Below are 18390 nucleotides of genomic sequence, written 5' to 3'. Positions count from 1 at the left end.
GAAATGCATTCTTATTACATCATGAAAGCGCGCTCCCGGTCTGGAGCATGATTCCGAAAGAGCGGATGCAATTTCGGATAATATTATGGCTCTGACCTCTTCAATGAGTGGGGAGGGCGCTTTTGGATTGACCCTTTGAGATCATGCGATGAACAAAAGGGAGGGCCCGGCAATTCGGCAGCGCAGATGCGCTGAGATTTGGCCGGCAAGGGTTGTCTCGGGGCCGTCGGAGGACGCTGCCCCACCAAAGGAGAAAAAGAATGAACCTGAAACTTCTGTCCAGCGTGGCTTTCGCAGCTACACTCGGCTTTGCCAGCACCGCTTATGCAGACATCACCATTGGCGTGGTTGCACCGCTGACGGGCCCTGTCGCCGCTTTCGGTGACCAGGTGAAGAAGGGTGCGGAAACCGCCGTTGAAGTCATCAACAAGGCTGGCGGCATCAAGGGCGAGAAAGTCGTTCTGAAGTTTGCCGATGATGCCGGTGAACCGAAGCAGGGTGTTTCCGCCGCCAACCAGATCGTCGGCGACGGCATCAAGTTTGTCGTCGGCCCGGTCACGACCGGCGTTGCCATCCCCGTTTCCGACGTTTTCTCGGAAAACGGCGTCCTGATGGTCACACCGACGGCCACTGGCCCGGACCTGACCGCGCGCGGCCTGGAAAACGTGTTCCGCACCTGCGGCCGCGACGACCAGCAGGCCGAAGTCATGGCCGATTACGTCCTGAAGAACATGAAGGACAAAAAGGTTGCCGTGATCCACGACAAGGGCGCCTATGGCAAGGGCCTGGCCGACGCTTTCAAGGCAGCGATCAACAAGGGTGGCATCACCGAAGTCCATTATGATTCGGTTACGCCGGGCGACAAGGATTTTTCCGCGCTCGTTACCAAGCTGAAGGCAGCCGGTGCTGAAGTCGTCTATTTCGGCGGCTACCATGCCGAAGGCGGTCTCCTGTCGCGTCAGCTGCATGACGCTGGCATGCAGGCGCTGGTGCTTGGCGGTGAAGGTCTCTCCAATACCGAATATTGGGCAATCGGCGGCACCAGTGCTGAAGGAACGCTCTTCACCAATGCCAAGGACGCCACCAAGAACCCGGCTTCCAAGGATGCCATCGAAGCCCTGAAAGCGAAGAACATTCCGGCTGAAGCCTTCACCATGAACGCCTATGCTGCCGTGGAAGTCATCAAGGCTGGCATCGAGCGCGCCGGTTCGACCGATGATTCCGCTGCTGTCGCCAAGGCGCTGCATGACGGCAAGCCGATCGAAACCGCAATCGGTACGCTCACCTATGGCGAAAGCGGCGACCTCAGCTCGCCAAGCTTCGACATCTTCAAGTGGGATGATGGCAAGATCGTCGGCCTCGAATAAGATCATCGTGGTTTTAAGATAGAGAAACGCCGGGGATTATCCTCGGCGTTTTGCATTTTGCGGGGCGGAAGGTCGTCAGGAACCGGTGTAACCCAGTTCCGCTTCGACGGCCTCAAATGTCTTTTCCATCGCGTAGGTGGGGCTAAGCGGAAAGCCGAAATGGCCGTAGGCGATAGACATTTGCCGTTCGGCCTTGCTTTCGCTGCCCTTCGCGACTGCCGCCACGTAGAGCGCTGCAGCCAGTCCGGTGCGGTCGGCGCCGGATTTGCAATGGATGAGCACCGGCTTTTCCGCATTCTGCATCAGGGCGATGAGCTGTCTGGTTTGCGCCGGGCTTAACTCCCGCCGCGACGACATTTCGAAATCCGCATGCTTGATGCCGAGCGTCTTGGCGGCCGCAATCTCGTCGTCATACCATTTGGAACCCGGCTCGGGGCCGCGCAGATTGATGATGGTCTTGATGCCGTAAAGCTTCTGCAATGAAGCAATGCGCGCCGGGTCAGGCTGGTTGGAACGATAGGCCTGCCCGTCGATGATGGTGTGAACGTTACCCTTATACTGCAGTGTATAAAGATAACCGCCCATGACGCTCGATCCGATCAGCAACCCCAGCCCGACCAGCCGGATGTAAGTGAAGGACCAATCGACATATCTGCGAAAGAACGACATAGGGGCCTCATCCGAACAAAAGCAGATACTTAAATAAACCAGCTCAAGAATTTCTTCTTGGTTTCCAGGCGAAATATACTAGGATTTGGACTTAATATTGTTCGGGAAAGTAAGAGTTTCATTTTTGTGTTTGCGCTATTTTTCAACGAGTTCCGCGAATGTGTGCGGGAAATTTGTTGGGGCAAGCGTCGGCGTCAGTTTGTGGTATCAATAAATCGCGTTGGTTTTTCGGGGTTTAAGCTTCGGTTAACCATGACTGTTTAATCTACGATTATGTGCTGGGGCAGTTAGCGGAGCAGGTTTATGCAGCGCTATAGATTTGACGATAAACGAATTCTGATCGAGGCGATTGTTGAGTTACTCAACCGGGGCGTGGAGCCCGACGAACTCGATCTCGTACTAAGCCGGATCGGTCCGGTCGATCTTGATCTGATGCGGCAATGCCTGATCGAGGTTTGGAACTACAACCATCCCGATGTGGCGGAAACGCCGATGGCGGCCTGATGACAGTTCTGCGGCCCGGTGGATACTAGGTTTTCCTGCGGGTGGCTGAGACGGGAATGCAAGCGGCAATCTGCGAGGGTAGTTTGGCGCAGATGGATTGGGCATGGATGAGCCGCCCAGACAAGAATACGGCAGTTTCAGGCAACGGTTTGTGGGCCGAAATTGTCGGGGCAGGGCCGGGTTGAACCGGTTTTGGAGCAATCTGGCTTCTGCCCGCAATGTCATATTCCTGAAACGCAGGCAGGTTATATCCATATGCGTATCGGGAATTCACTTGGGACTGCGACCACGGATGTACTGGCGCAAACTCAGGTGAAAGCGGAAGGTCGGGTTCAGCCCGGCCTTTTTCGCTTTTGGGAGCTCTCGTCTGGGCGTTCTCCGGCAAAGGCCGTATGAAAATGATCCCGAAGCTTATTTCAATGACGGAAACTGTTCATGATACGCCACATCGTGCTCATCAAATTCAGTTCTGAACTCGACGCCGCGCAGATTCAGGAAAGGCTGCAGGCGATTGTGGCCCTTAAAGACAAGATTGGGGGTATCCTGTCCATCACGGCTGGCGAAAACAGCAGCCCGGAAAATCTGGAAAAAGGATTCCGGCATGGTTTCGTCGTCGATTTCGCGGATAGTGCGGCGCGGGATATCTATCTTCCGCATCCCGAACACGCGAAGGTCGGCAAAAGCCTCGTCGAAGCAGCCGAAGGCGGTATCGAAGGCATATTGGTTTTCGACTACACGCTTTAAAGCACCAGCCCGCCCACCCCCATGCAAGAAAGATCGTCGGCAGAAAGCGCAATCCCTGCCATCAGGCGATCCAGCACCCGGTCGAGGCTGTTTTCGCGGGCGCTGCGGGCCGATCCGGGGGCGGCGACAATATATTTGCCGTCATGTCGGCCCAGAACCAGCAGATTGCCGGGATCGACCGGCATGCCGATGCGCAGGATTTCGCCGCCTGCCATACGGATCGACTGCGGCACGATATCCGCCTCGTCGGCGACCGCCGAGGCGCTGAAAATCACGATTATATCACAGGCTGGGCCGACTTCGGCGATTGCCGCCGCAAGAGCCGACTGGTCGTGCGCAACGCGTTTTTCGCAAACAAGCATCCCGCCATTTCGGGTAGCCCGTTTTTCCATCAACTCGCGGGTCTTCTCAAGAACCGTCTCGCGGATCGAGGGGAGGCGCGACTGGATCAGCCCGATCCGCGCGCCATTGAAAGGATAGACGTGCAGTGCAGGCTGCGCATCAGGATCGATCTCCTGCAACAGGGTCTCCGGCACGGCAAAAGGAATGATCTTGACGGTGGCGATCATCTGCCCGGCTTCCACGCGCGCATGATTGCGCAGCGTCGCGATGGAAATCCGCGCATCATGTGCATTGACCGCGTCGATACGGCTGACATTGGCGGAAAACACGCCGTTGTGCCGTGCATGCAGGTTGACCCGCCCGGTTGTGGCATTCCCGATTTCCACCTCAGCGGAGGCAAGCGCGCGTCCGATCATCAGTGCAGCCTCATCCTCGCCGATATCGCCCTTTTCCAGACGCGCGGCCAGAACCGAACTTATGCCCGCCCCTCGCAGCAAAGCCAAATTGGCGGCATCAAGAACCGTACCTTTGCGCAAAGTGAGCGCGCCTGCCGTCATCGCATAGCCGAGAATTGCACCTTCGGCGTCATCAAGCGGCATTTCGGCAAATATCATTTCTTCCCCCAATTCCCTCACACTATCGTCAATAGAGCATAATCCGACCGGAATGAAAGCTTGATGCCAAAGATCCGCCGGGGAGAAAAAACATATGCCTGAAAAACGGTAGATTGCTTAAGCTATGTCAAAATTGTCCGCATAATGTGCGGTAGATGGCGCGGTTTTCCGTCACAATCCCGTTCATTGGGCGGTCAGGAGCCGGTTTGCTTCTTGCAAATCCGTCGCTTTGCGCTTATGCGTCCGCCGCGTCTGACGATTGGAAAGCCGAAAGACGACCAACGAGACCAGGCCAACGCGGCGCAGCCAATTCCGGCTTGAGATATGGCCAAGACATCGCCGCATCTGCGATCAGGCCGGATTATTTAGACAAAATGCCCGGTTTTGGGCGCGACATTACGATCCAGCACAATTTTCGTCAGACACGTGACAAACGGCGTTATTCGTTATAACGGTACTTTTGGAAATTTCAGAATTTACCGAAAACTAGGAAATGATGAATGCGCCGGAATTGACGGTCTGTGCGCAGGATGGAAAGACAAATGAAAAACGGCACCCCCCGGACGATCGTTTCGTTCGCCGTCTTGGTCTTCTCTGCGTTTCTCGCAGGTTGCCAGAACCAGGTCCTGCTCTCCCCGAAAGGGGAAGTTGGCATGGCGGAGCGCGATCTAATCCTTTTTGCGACCGGCCTTATGCTGCTCGTTGTGGTACCCGTCATCTTCATGACGCTGTATTTCGCCTGGAAGTACCGCGCCTCGAATGAGAAGGCGGATTACCAGCCCGACTGGCATCACTCGACCAGGATCGAGCTTGCGGTCTGGCTCATCCCTATGGCGATCATCGTCGTTCTCGGCTCGGTCACCTGGATCAGCACCCACAAGCTCGATCCGTATCGCCCGCTGGAATCGAACGCGAAGCCGATCAATGTCGAAGTCGTCGCGCTCGACTGGAAATGGCTTTTCATCTATCCGGATCAGGGCATCGCCACCGTCAACGAGATGGCAATGCCGGTCGATGTGCCGGTCAACTTCAAGCTGACCTCCAGCAACATCATGAATTCCTTCTTCATCCCGCAGCTCGGCAGCCAGGTCTACACCATGCCAAGCATGCAGACGAAGCTGCATCTGGTTGCCAATCATGCGGGCGAATTCGACGGTATCTCCGCCAATTACAGTGGTCAGGGCTTTGCCCAGATGCGCTTCAAGGCACATGCTTACAATCAGGCTGACTTCGACAAGTGGGTGGCCGATGTGAAGGCAAAGGCGAATGGCGAAGAGCTGAGCCGCGACCGTTACGCCTCGCTGGTCCAGCCGAGCGAGAAGGTTCCGCCGCAATATTTCGACTATAAGGATCAGGCGCTGTTCCACAATATCGTGAACCGCTGCTGGGACGGCAAGTCCGTCTGCCTCGACGATGAAATGCATCGTCAACAGATGATCCGCGAAGCGCGCGCCAATCTGCGCAAGTCTTCGCCTGTCGATTTCAGCCTGTGGGCCAGCGACATCATCTGCGCAGTCCAGCCGCAGCGCCTTTCGCAGCTCGAAAACTGATGTGCCGATAGGACCGTGATCTCGAAAGAGGTCACGGCCATCCGCATTCAATCCTTTGTTTCACGCGGTTCCGGAAAGAGAGCGCTCCTGCGCCGCCCCGGAATTGCTAAAATCGAAGCGTGATAAAAAATGTTCGGAAAACTTACGCTCGAAGCGATACCCTATCACGAGCCAATCATCATGGTCACGTTGGCCGCGGTGGCTGGCGGGGCGCTCGCTATTCTGGCAGCCATTACCTACTATCGCAAATGGGCTCCGCTCTGGAACGACTGGCTGACGTCCGTCGACCACAAGCGCATTGGCGTGATGTACATCATTCTGGCACTCGTGATGCTGTTCCGCGGCTTCTCGGATGCCGTCATGATGCGCGCCCAGCAGGCCATGGCCTCAGGTGCCAATGAAGGCTTCCTGCCGCCGCACCACTACGACCAGATCTTCACCGCCCATGGCGTGATCATGATCTTCTTCGTGGCGATGCCCTTCATCGTCGGCCTGATGAACTTCGCCGTGCCGCTTCAGATCGGCGCGCGCGACGTGGCTTTCCCCTACCTCAACTCGCTCAGCTTCTGGCTGACGGTTGCCGGTGCTATTCTCATCAACATCTCGCTCGGTGTCGGCGAATTCGCCAAGACCGGCTGGCTGGCCTATCCGCCGCTTTCCGGCAAGGAGTTCAGCCCGGATGTCGGGGTGGATTATTATATCTGGGCTCTGCAGATTTCCGGTATGGGGACGCTGCTTTCGGGCGTGAACCTCATCACCACCATCATCAAGATGCGCGCGCCCGGCATGGGCATGATGCAGGTTCCGGTCTTCACCTGGACCGCGCTCTGCTCCAACGTGCTGATCGTTGCAGCCTTCCCGATCCTCACCGCCACGCTGGCAATGCTCAGCCTTGACCGTTATCTGGATTTCCACTTCTTCACCAATGACGCCGGTGGCAATCCGATGATGTATGTGAACCTGATCTGGATCTGGGGTCACCCGGAAGTCTATATTCTGGTTCTGCCGTGCTTCGGCATCTTCTCGGAAATCGTGGCAACCTTCTCCGGCAAGCGCCTGTTCGGCTACAAGTCGATGGTTTACGCTACCGTTGCCATCACCATCCTGTCGTTCCTGGTCTGGGTCCACCACTTCTTCACCATGGGCGGCGGCGCCAACGTCAATGCCTTCTTCGGCGTGGCGACCATGATCATCTCGATCCCGACAGGGGCGAAGGTCTTCAACTGGCTCTTCACCATGTATAAGGGCCGCGTCCGTATGGAAACGCCGGTCATGTGGACCATCGGTTTCATGTGCACCTTCGTCGTCGGCGGCATGACGGGCGTTCTGCTCGCCGTTCCGCCAGCAGACTTCGTGCTGCACAACTCGGTGTTCCTGATCGCCCACTTCCACAATGTGATTATCTCGGGCGTTCTGTTCGGCTGCTTCGCAGGCGTCGTTTACTGGTGGCCGAAGGCTTTCGGCTTCAAGCTGAATGAACGTCTTGGCAAGAACGCATTCTGGTGCTGGCTCGTCGGCTTCATCCTGGCCTTCATGCCGCTCTATGTGCTCGGCCTGATGGGCATGACCCGTCGTCTGAACCACACCGAGAACCCGGCATGGCACATCTATCTCATTGTTGCTGCCATCGGCGTTGCGATCATCCTGTGCGGTATCGTATTCCAGGTTCTGCAGATCGCGATCTCGATCCGCGACCGCGAAAAGCTGCGCGACACCAATGGCGACAGCTGGGGTACGGGCCGTACGCTGGAATGGTCGCTGGCTTCGCCGCCTGCCTTCTACAACTTCGCCGAAGTTCCGCATGTGCGCGATCATGACGGCTGGTGGGATATGAAGCAGAACGGTTATGTGCGCCGCACTGAAAAGTTTGCGCGCATCCATATGCCGAAGAACACCGGCACCGGCTTCATCATCGGTATGCTGAACATTCCGCTCGGCTTTGCCCTGGTGTGGCACATCTGGTGGCTGGCAATTGCCTCGGCCCTCGCTGTGCTGGCCGTTGCCATCGCTCACTCGTTCAACAATGACAGAGACTATTACGTCTCGGCCGAAGAGGTGCAGAGCGTCGAAGATCTTCGCACCCGGCAACTGACTGCTCAGGAGGCTTGATCCATGAGCGCTAGCATTTCAACCGCCGCACCGTTCACGGGCGGAAACGAGCATCCCGCTCACGAGGATCATCACGATGCAGGGTCGACCACGACGGTCGGCTTCTGGATTTACCTGATGAGCGACTGCGTCCTCTTCTCAGGCCTGTTTGCAACCTATGCCGTTCTGGCGCATCAGTTCGCGGGCGGTCCCACCGGCCGTGAACTGTTCGATCTGAACTTCGTTCTGATCGAAACCATGCTCCTGCTGGTGTCGTCGCTGACCTACGGTCTGGCAACGCTTTCGATGTTCAAGAAGAACCGCGCAGGCGTTCTGTTCTGGCTGGGCGTGACCTTCCTGCTGGGCGCTGCCTTCCTCGTGATGGAAATCTATGAATTCAATCACCTGATCCATGAAGGTGCAGGTCCGGGCCGCAGCGCGTTCCTCTCGGCCTTCTTTGCGCTGGTGGGAACCCATGGTCTTCACATCACGTCCGGCCTGATCTGGATTCTGGTGCTTTCCGCCCAGCTTCTGCGTGACGGTCTGACGGAAAAGAACCAGACGCGCGTGATGTGCCTCAGCCTCTTCTGGCACTTCCTGGACATCATCTGGATCGGCGTCTTTACTCTTGTCTATCTGCTGGGGGTACTGTGATGAGCTCTGCACATGAAACACACGACCACGGCGCAAGCCACGGCAACCTGAAGTCCTATTTGATCGGCTTCGTGCTGGCGGTCGTCCTCACCGTCGTTCCCTTCATGATGGCCATGAACGGCTACTTCACGCCGGGAACCACCGCTGCTATCGTGCTCGGTATCGCCGTCGTCCAGATTCTGGTGCATCTGGTTTACTTCCTGCACCTCGATCCGAAGTCGGAAGGCGGCTGGAATATTCTGGCGCTCATCTTCACGGTTATCATTCTGGCTATCGTGCTTGCCGGCTCCATCTGGGTCATGCATCACCTCGATACCAATATGATGCCGATGTATATGTCGCCCGAAGACGTGCGCAATCTGCCGTAACAAGGTTTGTCAAAGCATTCCCTGCACCACAATGCTGCGGGGAATGCTTCTGCGAGCCTCGCAAAACAACTGGCCTGACGGCCCGTGATCGCGGCTTTATCCTCCCTCTCTCCCCCAAAAGCCGCGTGGCGCCCCGGTTCCCTCCGGGGCGCCTTCTCTATTGATTGTTGGAGCATGCCTCCAGAAAGTAGGGACCGGTTTCAGGAGATATGCTAAAACAATTGGATAGAGCATCTGCTGTTTGTCTATTAAAGTGTAGAAAATAGAAATATATGGTATTGATTTACCATATATGCGTATCGCGTTTGTTATACTTTCATAAGTTATGTATTGTCGTTGGTGTTATATAGTTTTGCGTCTATCTTTTCTCGCAATTATTGAGAGGATGCAATGAATTTATTTAATAATATACTTATTAATAAGCGTATTCTTGGGGTGGCGGTTTTTGCCTCAGTTGTTTCGTTCTCGGGCATCGCTGCCGCAGCACCGGCTATGCTTTCAGCCTCCGTCAATGTACGTACAGGACCCGGCGTCAGTTTCGGCCGTATCGCGACATTTCCGGCCGGGATGCAGGTCGACGCCGGTCCTTGCCGCGGCGGCTGGTGTCAGGTTCGCAACGGGAGATATTTCGGCTGGGTTTCGGCTCGCTATGTCCGGTTCGGAGCCTATGCGGGTCGTCCGGTCTATCCGGCGCGGCCGGGGCCGAATGTCATCATTGAGGAAGACTGGGGGCCGGATTTCGGCTGGTACGGCCCCCGGCGGCATGGCTGGCGACCGGATTATGTTCCACCGTGCAGCTGGCGCGGTTGCGGCCCTTACGGACCACCGGCTTGGCGGCGTAACTGGAATCCGAACTGGGGCGTAGGTCCGCGAGTTATGCGTTCATGGCCTCCTGTCGGCCCGGATTTACCGCTGATTCAACCGCAGAGACCGTTGCAGCCGCAAAGGCCGATCTGGGGCCCTGGCCCGGCGGTTGGCAATACCACTGGCGGCGGCATCCATTTTGGAAATATTCGTCCCTATCATGCTGGACGCTGATCGAAACGGCACGCAGAGCCTTGTTCATCGAATTTCGGTATTAAGAACAAGAGATATGATGTGTGGGAAGACGAGAAGTTTTTGGTATCAGGTCGTTCCCTCCTCCTCCCAATGACCTGATGGCGGCTCGTCGGCAGAAACCCCCGCCGACGAGCCGTTAAGCCTTTCAAGGCATGTGGTCCTGCAATCAGATCGATAGGGCTGCAAATGCTTTCATAGGCACGGAAAATTGCAATGGTGTGGTAACGTTAATACTCCATTGACTGAAATGGTCCATATCTAGCGTTGTTGCTTGGACTTCCGTTCTCCCTATGGTAATCCCTGAATCGTCCTGGGCTGGGGGTAATGAACGGGACGCTGCCAAGCGACCGCATAGACAGGAACCGGACAGTAGCGCGTATGACTTGGAGTAACAGGACGATACAGGGAAGGGGCATCGCCGTGCTTTTGCTGGCGGCTCATTTTTCCTCCTTCGCGGTGTCGCCTGCATTGGCGTTCGAGATCTTCGGTGTTCGTCTGTGGGGCGAGGACAAGAAGGAAGATCCCGACATCATCGACCCGAAGACCTATACCGTCGAGGTCACGACTACGGGCGACCGCAAGAATGCGGACGGCACGCAAGCCGATCTGAAATCCACCATAGAAGGCGCTTCGGGCCTGGTTTCGGATGCAGAGAGACCTGCATCGGGATCCGCCGGTCTGCTGGCCAAGGCGCGCGGCGATTATCGTCGCATTCTGGCCGCGCTCTATGGCGAGGGCCGCTATGGCGGCACGATTTCTATTCTCGTCGATGGCCGCGAGGCAAACGACATTCCGCCCGACGCGGAAATCCCCAACAATGCCAAGGTTGCGATCTCGGTCGATCCAGGCCCGCAATTTCTGTTTTCACGCACCGCCATTTCCAATATTGCGCCGCCGCCGGTCGACAAGCGCGATAAGGTGCAGTCGCCGGAAGAGGCAGGCTTCGCGCCCGGACAGGTGGCGCGGTCCGGCACGGTCATCAAGGCTGAGCGCCTTGCCGTCGAGGCATGGCGCCAGCAGGGCTATGCGAAAGCGCGGGTTACCGGCGAGGACATTGTCGCCGACCATGCCGATAATCGCGTTTCTGCCGATGTTTCGCTCGATCCCGGCCAGAAGGCGCATTACGGTCCGGTCAGCGTTGTCGGTACGGCGCGCATGGACCCGCAATTCGTGGCCTGGATGACCGGCTTGAAAGAAGGCCAGGAATACGATCCCGACGACATCGAGAAAGCCAAGAAGCGTCTCGGTCGCATGGAAGTGTTCCGGGCGATGAGTTTCGAGGAAGCTGAAAAGATCGAGCCGGATGGCAGTCTGCCGATGACGCTCAATGTGCAGGAGCGCAAGCCGCGCCGTTTCGGCTTCGGTGCCGAATATTCGACTATCGACGGTTTCGGCCTGACCGGCTACTGGATGCACCGCAACCTGTTCGGGCGCGGCGAGCGTCTGCGTTTCGACGCCAAGATCAGCGGCATAGGCGGCACGCAGGACAATTCCTTCGACCCGAAGAACTTTACCTATCTTATCGGTACGAGCTTTACGAAGCCGGGCGTCTATACGCCGGATACGGATTTTGTCGCCGCGCTTGATGCCAAGCGCGAAGTGCTGGATGCCTATACCGAAACCTCGGTCAATGCGAAGACGGGCTTCACGCAGATATTCAGCGACGAGTTGTCGGGCGCGCTCTATGCCAAGGCCAGCCATGGTACTTTCGACGATGACGTATTCGGCAACCGCACCTTCACGACGGCGGGTCTTGAGGGCAACCTTCTCTATGACAGCCGCAACAACAAGCCTGACCCGAGTTCGGGCTTCTATCTTGAGGGCAATATCCAGCCCTTCTATGAATTCCAGTACGGCAATTTCGCTACCCGTTTCACCGCCGAAGGCCGCACCTATTACGGCTTTGGCGAAAAGGATCGTGTGATTCTCGCGGGCCGTCTCAAGGTCGGTTCGATTGTCGGCGCCTCGGTCGAGGATCTGCCGCCGAGCCAGCTCTTCCTGGCAGGCGGCGGCGGTTCGGTTCGCGGTTACGGCTATCGCAATATCGGCGTCAGTGCGGGCAATGGCGAGATCATCGGCGGACGTTCACTTGTCGAGGCCAATGGTGAAGTGCGCACCCGCATCACCGATTCCATTGGCGCGGTGGCATTTGTCGATGCCGGTTACGTCGGTGAAAAATCCTTCCCCGATTTCTCGGAACAGATGCGTGTCGGTGTCGGTGGCGGTCTGCGCTATCTGACCGGTCTCGGACCGATCCGCCTTGATGTCGCCGTTCCGCTCAACCGCCGCTCGGGCGATCCGAGCTATGGCTTGTACGTAGGTATAGGACAGGCGTTTTGACCAGATTTCTCGCAATCATCGCCTTCGTCGCATTCGCCGTCACGGCAGTCATCTTCGGCTGGCCTGAGCGAGAGGCACCGGTGACGGCCCGCGCTCAGGAAAATGCTCAGGCGCAGGAGTCGGATAATGCACAGGCTCAGCCCGAAGAAGAGAAATCCTATTTCCTGTCTTTCGTGGAAAGCCAGCTTTCCGCGCCGAACCGCCGTATTTCCATTTCCGGCATCAGCGGCGTTCTGTCTTCGGAAGCAACCGTTGGTTCGATCACCATCGCAGACCGTGAAGGCGTCTGGCTGCGTATCGAGAATGCCAAGCTGAACTGGAGCCGCACCGCACTTCTGGTCGGTCGCCTCAGCATCCAGTCGCTGGCCGCCGAGCGTATCGATGTCATTCGCAAGCCGTTGCCTGACAACAGCCTGCCATCGCCGGAATCATCGACGTTCAGTCTGCCGGACCTGCCGATTTCGATCAATCTCGACCAGCTTGCCATTGCGCGCCTGCATTTCGGGCCGGACATTTTCGGCCTCGAATCGGAAGTGTCGGCCAATGGTAGTCTTTCGCTCGCCGATGGTTCGCTGAATTCCAATTTCGATATCAAGCGCCTTGACGGCCCAGGCGGCAATTTTGCCCTTCGCGCAGCCTATGCCAATGCCGATCAGAAGGTCGATCTCGACCTGAAAGTCTCGGAACCGGCCAACGGCATTGTCGCCAACCTGTTGAACATCGATGGCCGTCCGCCGGTTGATCTCACTTTGACCGGTGCCGGCCCGCTTGACGCGTTGAAGGTGGACCTTGCGCTCGACACCAATGGCAGCCGCACGCTGACGGGCGAATTCGCACTCAACCGGCAAGGTCAGGCACCCGATGGCGGACGTGTTTTCTCTGCCCGTTTCAATGGTCCGATCGCGGTTCTGGTGCCGCCGGTATTCCGTGATTTCTTCGGTGCCGAGACGATGCTGTCGGCTGATGGCTTTCTCAAGGATGCAGGCGGCTTCCGTCTCGACGATCTGGCGCTGAGCAGTGCTGCCTTGAAGCTGAAGGCTTCCGCCGAGACAGGTAACGACCGCTTCCTCAACAAGCTGCGTATCGATGCTTCGATTGCCGATGAAAGCAAGGGACGCGTTCTCCTGCCGGTCAAGGGCGCGGAAACCTATATCGACAATGCAAGGTTCCAGGTCGCTTATGGTGATCGCCCGACCAATGACTGGACAGGAACGCTCGCCATTGCCGGTCTCAAGAACGCAACGATTTCTGCCCAGAGCATCGCACTCGACATGGGCGGCGTTGCTGAAAATTTGGATGATGCCGCCAATCGCCATATCACCTTCAAGGTCAATGGCGGGATGGACGGCATTTCCGCGGAACGTGCTGAAATGGCCGAAGCGCTCGGAAGCAAGATTGCGCTTGCCATCGACGGTGCATGGCGTGCCGGTTCGCCGGTGGAGCTGGCGCAAGCCAATATTGCTGGCAACGGTCTCAGTCTCGACCTCAAGGGCAATATTGACGACTTTGCCTTCAACGGTGATATCGCTGCCAAGGTGGCAAGCCTTGCACCTTTCGGCGCTCTCGCCGACCGTGACCTTGCAGGCAGCATCGATGTCAATGCCAAGGGCATTGTTCGCCCGGTCAGCGGTGCATTCCAGCTCGACCTCAACGGAACGGCGCAGAACATGCGCACCGGTACGGAAGCGGTTGACCGCATTCTCGACGGTGCTGTCAACCTGAGCGGTGCGCTTGGCCGCAGCGCCGAAGGTTTTTCGGCGCGTGACTTCCGTATCGGCAATGAGCTGAGTGAAATCACCGCCAATGGTTCCTTTGCCTCCGACAAGGCAAGTTTCGATTTCGGCGTGATGCTGTCCGATCTGAAGCTTCTTTCGGATCAGGCATCGGGCCGGATGACGGTCAAGGGCAGCGCGCGCGGCGACGACAAGCTGATCGCACTGGCATTGCGCGCTGATGCGCCGCAAGGCACTCTTGCTGGGCGCAAGCTTTCCGAAGGCGGTCTTGATTTCAATGCCATGCTTGACGGCAATGCAAAGACAGGCGCCGCCCTTTCCGGCAAGCTTGCCGGTAGTGCATTTCTCAATGGCCAGCGCGTCGATCTTGGAACGTTGATTGACATCGTCAATGACGAAAAGCGCCTGACCGATCTCGTCTTCAATGCAGGCGGTGCGCATCTTTCGGGCAATGTCACCCAGACCGCGAAAGGTCTCCTGACCGGCGCGCTGAAGCTCGATGCACCGGATATTTCCACGGCTGCAGCCCTGGCGCTGGCAGAGGCGACCGGCGCGGCCAATGCCGACATCACGCTTGACGCCAATGACGGCCGCCAGAATGCATCGATCACAGCCAATGCCAAGGACATCAAGGTCAATGGCAATCATATCACGTCGGCTGACATTGCCCTGATGGCAAAGGACCTGTTCGGGGTGCCGGTGGTTGACGGCAATGCCGCGGCGCGCGACATCATGGTCGGCACGTTCGGCATCGACAGTTTTGACGCCGAGGCCAATGCGACCGGGTCGAAGACCGATTTCACGGCCAACACCAAGCTGAAGATCGGTACGGTCGCCAGTGCTGCCGGTTCGCTGGAACCGAAGGATGGCGGTTTTGAACTGGGTCTCGCCTCGGCCAATGTGAAGCAGGGCACGCTCAGCGCCAATCTGGCCGCGCCCGCCACCATTTCCATGAAGGGTGAGGAAATCTCCTTCGGCGATATCATCATCAATACAGGCGCGGATGCCAGTGCCGGTCAGGTCAAGGTCAATGGCGTGGTCGATGGTCGTCTTGATCTTTCGGTCGCTCTTTCCAATCTGCCGCTGGCGCTTGCCAATACGTTCAAGCCGGAACTGGGGCTCGGCGGCACAGTCAACGGCACGGCTCGCATCACCGGCACGAAAGAAGCGCCCAATGTCGCCTTCGATATGGCGGCGCGCGGCGTGACGGCAGCCGAGCTTAAAAAGCAGGGCATTGCGGCTCTCAATGCCGATGCCAAAGGCACCTCTGCCGATAATCGGCTCAATGTCGATGCGCATGTCACTGGAGGAGGCGGCATTGATGTTCGCGCCAATGGTAGTGTGCCGCTGGGCAAGGGCGACCTCGCGATTGACGTCAATCTCGCCAATCTTCCGCTGACGGCGCTGAACGGTGCGGTCAAGGGACAGGATCTTGCCGGTAATGTTACCGGGACAGCGCGTGTGACAGGGCCGCTCACCAATCCTGCAGCAACCTTCAATCTGCGCGGCACCGGCCTTGCAGCCAAGCCGCTGCGCGATAACGGGCTTGCGCCTCTGACCCTGCAAGCCGCCGGCAGCTATGCGGCCATGGCCATCGACTTCTCGTCGCTGACCGTCGATGGTCCACGCGGCCTCAATGTTACCGCCAATGGCAAGGTGCCATTCTCGGGGCAGGGGCTTGGCGTCAATGTCAATGGCAGCGTTCCGCTGGCGCTCGCCAACCGTTTCCTGGCGGATCGCGGTGCGCAGGCAAATGGTACGCTGACGCTGACCGCCAGCGTTTCGGGCGGTTTCAACCGTCCGCAATTGCGCGGCATGTTCTCCACCAATGGCGCAACCTTTGTCGATCCAGACACCAATGTCCGCCTCAACAATATCAATATCATGGGCAGCATGGATGGCGAAACTGTCACGCTGCGCCAGGTCAATGCCGCGCTCGGCAGCGGCGGTTCGGTTTCCGCCAGCGGTACGATTTCGACCAATGCCGAAGCAAACTTCCCGGCCAATATAGAGATCAAGCTCAATCGCGCCCGCTATGCCGATGGCAAGCTGGTCGTGGCGACGGTGGATGGCGGGATCACGATCAGCGGTCCGCTGATGCGCGATCCGCTGATTTCAGGTCGCATCGATGTCGACAGGGCGGAAATCTCGGTGCCGGAAAATCTCGGCGGTGGTGCAGCCTATGTTCCGGTTCGCCACAAGAACACGCCGAAGAACGTTCAGGCGACGCTTGATCGCGCCAAGGTCGAAACGCGCCGCAGCCGGGTGCCGACACCGACAGCGCGTCCGACCGTGCCGCGCCTCGACGTTCTCATCAATGCGCCCAACCAGATTTTCGTGCGCGGTCGTGGCCTCGATACGGAACTGGGCGGACGTCTTCGCCTGACCGGACCTGTGACCGACATCAAGCCGGTCGGCTCCTTCGACATGATCCGCGGCCGCATCGGCATTCTCGGCCAGCGCATTACCTTCGACGAAGGCCATGTCACGCTGGTGGGTGATCTCAATCCGCAGCTCAATTTCGTGGCGCGTTCGGAAGGCAATGAAATCACCGCAATCGTAACGGTGACGGGTACGGTCGATAATCTCGATATCAAGTTCTCGTCGACACCGGAATTGCCGCAGGATGAAGTGCTGGCGCAGTTGATCTTCAAGCGCTCCATTGGCGAATTGTCGGCGTTCCAGATCGCACAGCTTGCTGCTGCGGCGGCAGAACTGGCGGGCGGTTCCAACAACTCGCTGATGAACAAGCTGCGCGCCGGAACGGGTCTTGACGATCTCGATGTCGTGACGGATGACAAGGGCCAGACGGCAGTTCGCGCCGGTCGGTATATCCGCGACAATATCTATCTGGGCGTGGAAGCAGGTTCAGGCGGTTCTACCAAGGGCACTGTCAATCTCGACATCACCCGCAATCTGAAGGCCAAGGGGTCGCTGGGTGCGGAAGGCGATTCCAGCGGCGGTATCTTCTACGAAAAAGACTATTGATCGCCGCAAATTATTGAAGGCGATCCAGGCCGGGTTTCAGGACTCGGCCTTTTGCTATTCTGTCTGCAATCCAGAATAGCAGCTCCAGGTGAAAACCATAATTTTGCCATCAAATAACCGCCAGGCACATACGTTCGCCGCATTTGCCTTGATTTTTAAATCGATTGAATTTCCATAATCGCTACAATTTATGCTTTAAATGGTGATTTTCCGACACGTTTGCGCGAGTTGTTTAACCGTTCTTCAACCATAAGAACGCAAATTGCTGTTGAGTATGGCGGTCGCTTGACGGCTGTGTTTCAACCCTTCTGTCCGGGTAATTTGCATGACCAAGTTCATTGACGATCTGAGCCGCCGCCGCTTCCTTTTTGGCACCGGAGCCATCCTCCTCACCGGTGCTGCCGGTTGTAACCAAACGATGGATATGTCGGCCCTGCAGATGAATATCGACCCGATGTCGACTGGCGGGATTACGCCGATGCGTCCGCAGATCAGCGTCGACCGCGATATCACGACGCCGGATGTCATGTATGCCGCCGTACAGGAAGGGCCGTATTCGCTGCCCGCAATTCCATACCAGAAAGTGCCGAAGCAATTCCGCCGTCAGATCGTGCCGGACCCGACAGGACAAGCGCCGGGAACGATTGTCGTCAGCCTCAAGGATCATCTTCTCTACTACGTTCTACCGGGTGGCGAAGCGCTGCGTTACGGCATCGGTATCGGCAAGGCGGGCTTTGAATGGTCAGGCACTGCCAATGTCCAGTATAAGAGGCAATGGCCGGTCTGGACGCCGCCGCCGGAGATGATCCAGCGCAAGCCGGAGCTGGCGAAATACCGCAACGGCCAGGAGCCCGGCCCGCAAAACCCGCTGGGTGCACGCGCGCTCTACATTTTCCAGAATGGGCAGGACACCGGCTATCGCATCCACGGCTCGCCCGAATGGTGGTCTATCGGCCAGTCCATGTCCTCCGGCTGTATCCGCCTGATGAACCAGGACATTATCGACCTCTATAACCGCGTTCAGGGGAAGGCCCCGATCATCGTCGGATAAGCAATTGATTTCTCACAAAAAAGGCCGCGCCAGATCTGGCACGGCTTTTTTATTTCAGTCTCGATGTGTTTACTCGTAGCGCATCGATTTCGGCATAGCTTCGCCGAGATTGATGAAATGGCGCAGTTCGGCGCGCAGATTTTCTGCCGAGGCCATATGGACCTGGCTCTGCGGCGCAACATCGTTCTGCACGATCTGGGTGGATACGCCCGGCATGACAAACGCTCCTGCGGTCAGGACGAGGGCGGCGGCAATGCCCAAGCGTCGTTCGGTTCTGGCCTGCATTTCTATCTCCTTGTGTCACCTGCGGCGACTTAAA

The 18390-nt window shown here is 57.4% G+C and carries 14 protein-coding genes; 11 read left to right on the top strand and 3 right to left on the bottom strand.

All coding sequences use genetic code 11. The features are described 5' to 3' along the window. Positions 1-260 precede the first annotated feature (260 nt). Positions 261-1367 (top strand): branched-chain amino acid ABC transporter substrate-binding protein, encoded by a 1107-nt coding sequence (locus tag JNC70_RS03135; RefSeq protein ID WP_104756589.1) that lies wholly within the window; start codon positions 261-263, stop codon positions 1365-1367. A gap of 75 nt (positions 1368-1442) precedes the next feature. On the opposite strand, the gene JNC70_RS03130 is transcribed toward JNC70_RS03135, so the two are convergent. Continuing rightward, complete coding sequence (locus JNC70_RS03130) at positions 1443-2036, bottom strand: tyrosine-protein phosphatase (protein ID WP_104756588.1); 594 nt, start codon at positions 2034-2036, stop codon at positions 1443-1445. Between the two features lie 303 nt (positions 2037-2339). Between JNC70_RS03130 and JNC70_RS03125 the strand changes: the two genes are divergently transcribed. Next, a complete protein-coding gene (locus tag JNC70_RS03125) occupies positions 2340-2540 on the top strand; it encodes a hypothetical protein (RefSeq protein WP_010657850.1) in 201 nt (66 codons plus the stop codon). Positions 2541-2975: 435 nt separating this feature from the next. Then, entirely contained in the window at positions 2976-3284 is a 309-nt protein-coding gene (locus JNC70_RS03120; RefSeq protein WP_104756587.1) for a Dabb family protein, read from the top strand. Here JNC70_RS03120 and JNC70_RS03115 read toward each other — a convergent pair. Next, positions 3281-4240 (bottom strand): molybdopterin-binding protein, encoded by a 960-nt coding sequence (locus JNC70_RS03115; RefSeq protein ID WP_104756586.1) that lies wholly within the window; start codon positions 4238-4240, stop codon positions 3281-3283. The two genes, JNC70_RS03120 and JNC70_RS03115, sit on opposite strands and share 4 nt — an antisense overlap. Before the next feature lie 542 nt (positions 4241-4782). Between JNC70_RS03115 and cyoA the strand changes: the two genes are divergently transcribed. The 8 genes from cyoA (at position 4783) to JNC70_RS03075 (ending at position 18071) form a co-directional block, all read left to right on the top strand. Further along, positions 4783-5790 (top strand): ubiquinol oxidase subunit II, encoded by a 1008-nt coding sequence (gene cyoA / locus JNC70_RS03110; RefSeq protein ID WP_104756585.1) that lies wholly within the window; start codon positions 4783-4785, stop codon positions 5788-5790. A gap of 129 nt (positions 5791-5919) precedes the next feature. Then, positions 5920-7899, top strand: coding sequence for a cytochrome o ubiquinol oxidase subunit I (gene cyoB, locus JNC70_RS03105; protein WP_104756584.1), 1980 nt, complete (start codon positions 5920-5922; stop codon positions 7897-7899). A gap of 3 nt (positions 7900-7902) precedes the next feature. Continuing rightward, positions 7903-8532: a cytochrome o ubiquinol oxidase subunit III gene (gene cyoC, locus JNC70_RS03100; protein WP_104756583.1), complete on the top strand. Its 630-nt coding sequence runs from the start codon at positions 7903-7905 to the stop codon at positions 8530-8532. Beyond that, entirely contained in the window at positions 8532-8900 is a 369-nt protein-coding gene (locus JNC70_RS03095) for a cytochrome o ubiquinol oxidase subunit IV (RefSeq protein ID WP_104756582.1), read from the top strand. The genes cyoC and JNC70_RS03095 overlap by 1 nt, the downstream gene beginning before the upstream one ends. 390 nt (positions 8901-9290) lie before the next feature. Beyond that, positions 9291-9938, top strand: coding sequence for an SH3 domain-containing protein (locus tag JNC70_RS03090; RefSeq protein WP_104756581.1), 648 nt, complete (start codon positions 9291-9293; stop codon positions 9936-9938). Positions 9939-10337: 399 nt separating this feature from the next. Next, positions 10338-12299, top strand: a complete 1962-nt coding sequence (locus tag JNC70_RS03085) for an autotransporter assembly complex protein TamA (protein ID WP_249126650.1) — start codon at positions 10338-10340, stop codon at positions 12297-12299. Beyond that, a complete protein-coding gene (locus JNC70_RS03080) occupies positions 12296-17020 on the top strand; it encodes a translocation/assembly module TamB domain-containing protein (RefSeq protein ID WP_104756579.1) in 4725 nt (1574 codons plus the stop codon). The genes JNC70_RS03085 and JNC70_RS03080 overlap by 4 nt, the downstream gene beginning before the upstream one ends. Before the next feature lie 325 nt (positions 17021-17345). Continuing rightward, positions 17346-18071 (top strand): L,D-transpeptidase, encoded by a 726-nt coding sequence (locus tag JNC70_RS03075; RefSeq protein WP_104756578.1) that lies wholly within the window; start codon positions 17346-17348, stop codon positions 18069-18071. Between the two features lie 69 nt (positions 18072-18140). Here the strand turns inward: JNC70_RS03075 and JNC70_RS03070 are convergent, their stop codons facing one another. After that, positions 18141-18356 (bottom strand): hypothetical protein, encoded by a 216-nt coding sequence (locus JNC70_RS03070; RefSeq protein WP_104756577.1) that lies wholly within the window; start codon positions 18354-18356, stop codon positions 18141-18143. Positions 18357-18390: the final 34 nt, after the last annotated feature.

Origin of the sequence: Brucella oryzae (assembly GCF_041929965.1) — a bacterium.
Taxonomy (GTDB): Bacteria; Pseudomonadota; Alphaproteobacteria; order Rhizobiales; family Rhizobiaceae; genus Brucella; species Brucella oryzae.
Note: the sequence above shows the minus strand (reverse complement) of the source record. Positions and strands in the feature narration are given on the sequence as shown.

Excerpts from the sequence above, each read along its gene's own strand:
- JNC70_RS03120 (WP_104756587.1), top strand. The coding sequence starts at position 2,976 with ATGATACGCCACATCGTGCTCATCAAATTCAGTTCTGAACTCGACGCC.
- cyoC (WP_104756583.1), top strand. The coding sequence starts at position 7,903 with ATGAGCGCTAGCATTTCAACCGCCGCACCGTTCACGGGCGGAAACGAG.
- JNC70_RS03095 (WP_104756582.1), top strand. The coding sequence starts at position 8,532 with ATGAGCTCTGCACATGAAACACACGACCACGGCGCAAGCCACGGCAAC.
- cyoB (WP_104756584.1), top strand. The coding sequence starts at position 5,920 with ATGTTCGGAAAACTTACGCTCGAAGCGATACCCTATCACGAGCCAATC.
- JNC70_RS03115 (WP_104756586.1), bottom strand. The coding sequence starts at position 4,240 with ATGATATTTGCCGAAATGCCGCTTGATGACGCCGAAGGTGCAATTCTC.
- JNC70_RS03130 (WP_104756588.1), bottom strand. The coding sequence starts at position 2,036 with ATGTCGTTCTTTCGCAGATATGTCGATTGGTCCTTCACTTACATCCGG.
- JNC70_RS03085 (WP_249126650.1), top strand. The coding sequence starts at position 10,338 with ATGACTTGGAGTAACAGGACGATACAGGGAAGGGGCATCGCCGTGCTT.
- cyoA (WP_104756585.1), top strand. The coding sequence starts at position 4,783 with ATGAAAAACGGCACCCCCCGGACGATCGTTTCGTTCGCCGTCTTGGTC.
- JNC70_RS03075 (WP_104756578.1), top strand. The coding sequence starts at position 17,346 with ATGACCAAGTTCATTGACGATCTGAGCCGCCGCCGCTTCCTTTTTGGC.
- JNC70_RS03125 (WP_010657850.1), top strand. The coding sequence starts at position 2,340 with ATGCAGCGCTATAGATTTGACGATAAACGAATTCTGATCGAGGCGATT.
- JNC70_RS03090 (WP_104756581.1), top strand. The coding sequence starts at position 9,291 with ATGAATTTATTTAATAATATACTTATTAATAAGCGTATTCTTGGGGTG.
- JNC70_RS03135 (WP_104756589.1), top strand. The coding sequence starts at position 261 with ATGAACCTGAAACTTCTGTCCAGCGTGGCTTTCGCAGCTACACTCGGC.
- JNC70_RS03070 (WP_104756577.1), bottom strand. The coding sequence starts at position 18,356 with ATGCAGGCCAGAACCGAACGACGCTTGGGCATTGCCGCCGCCCTCGTC.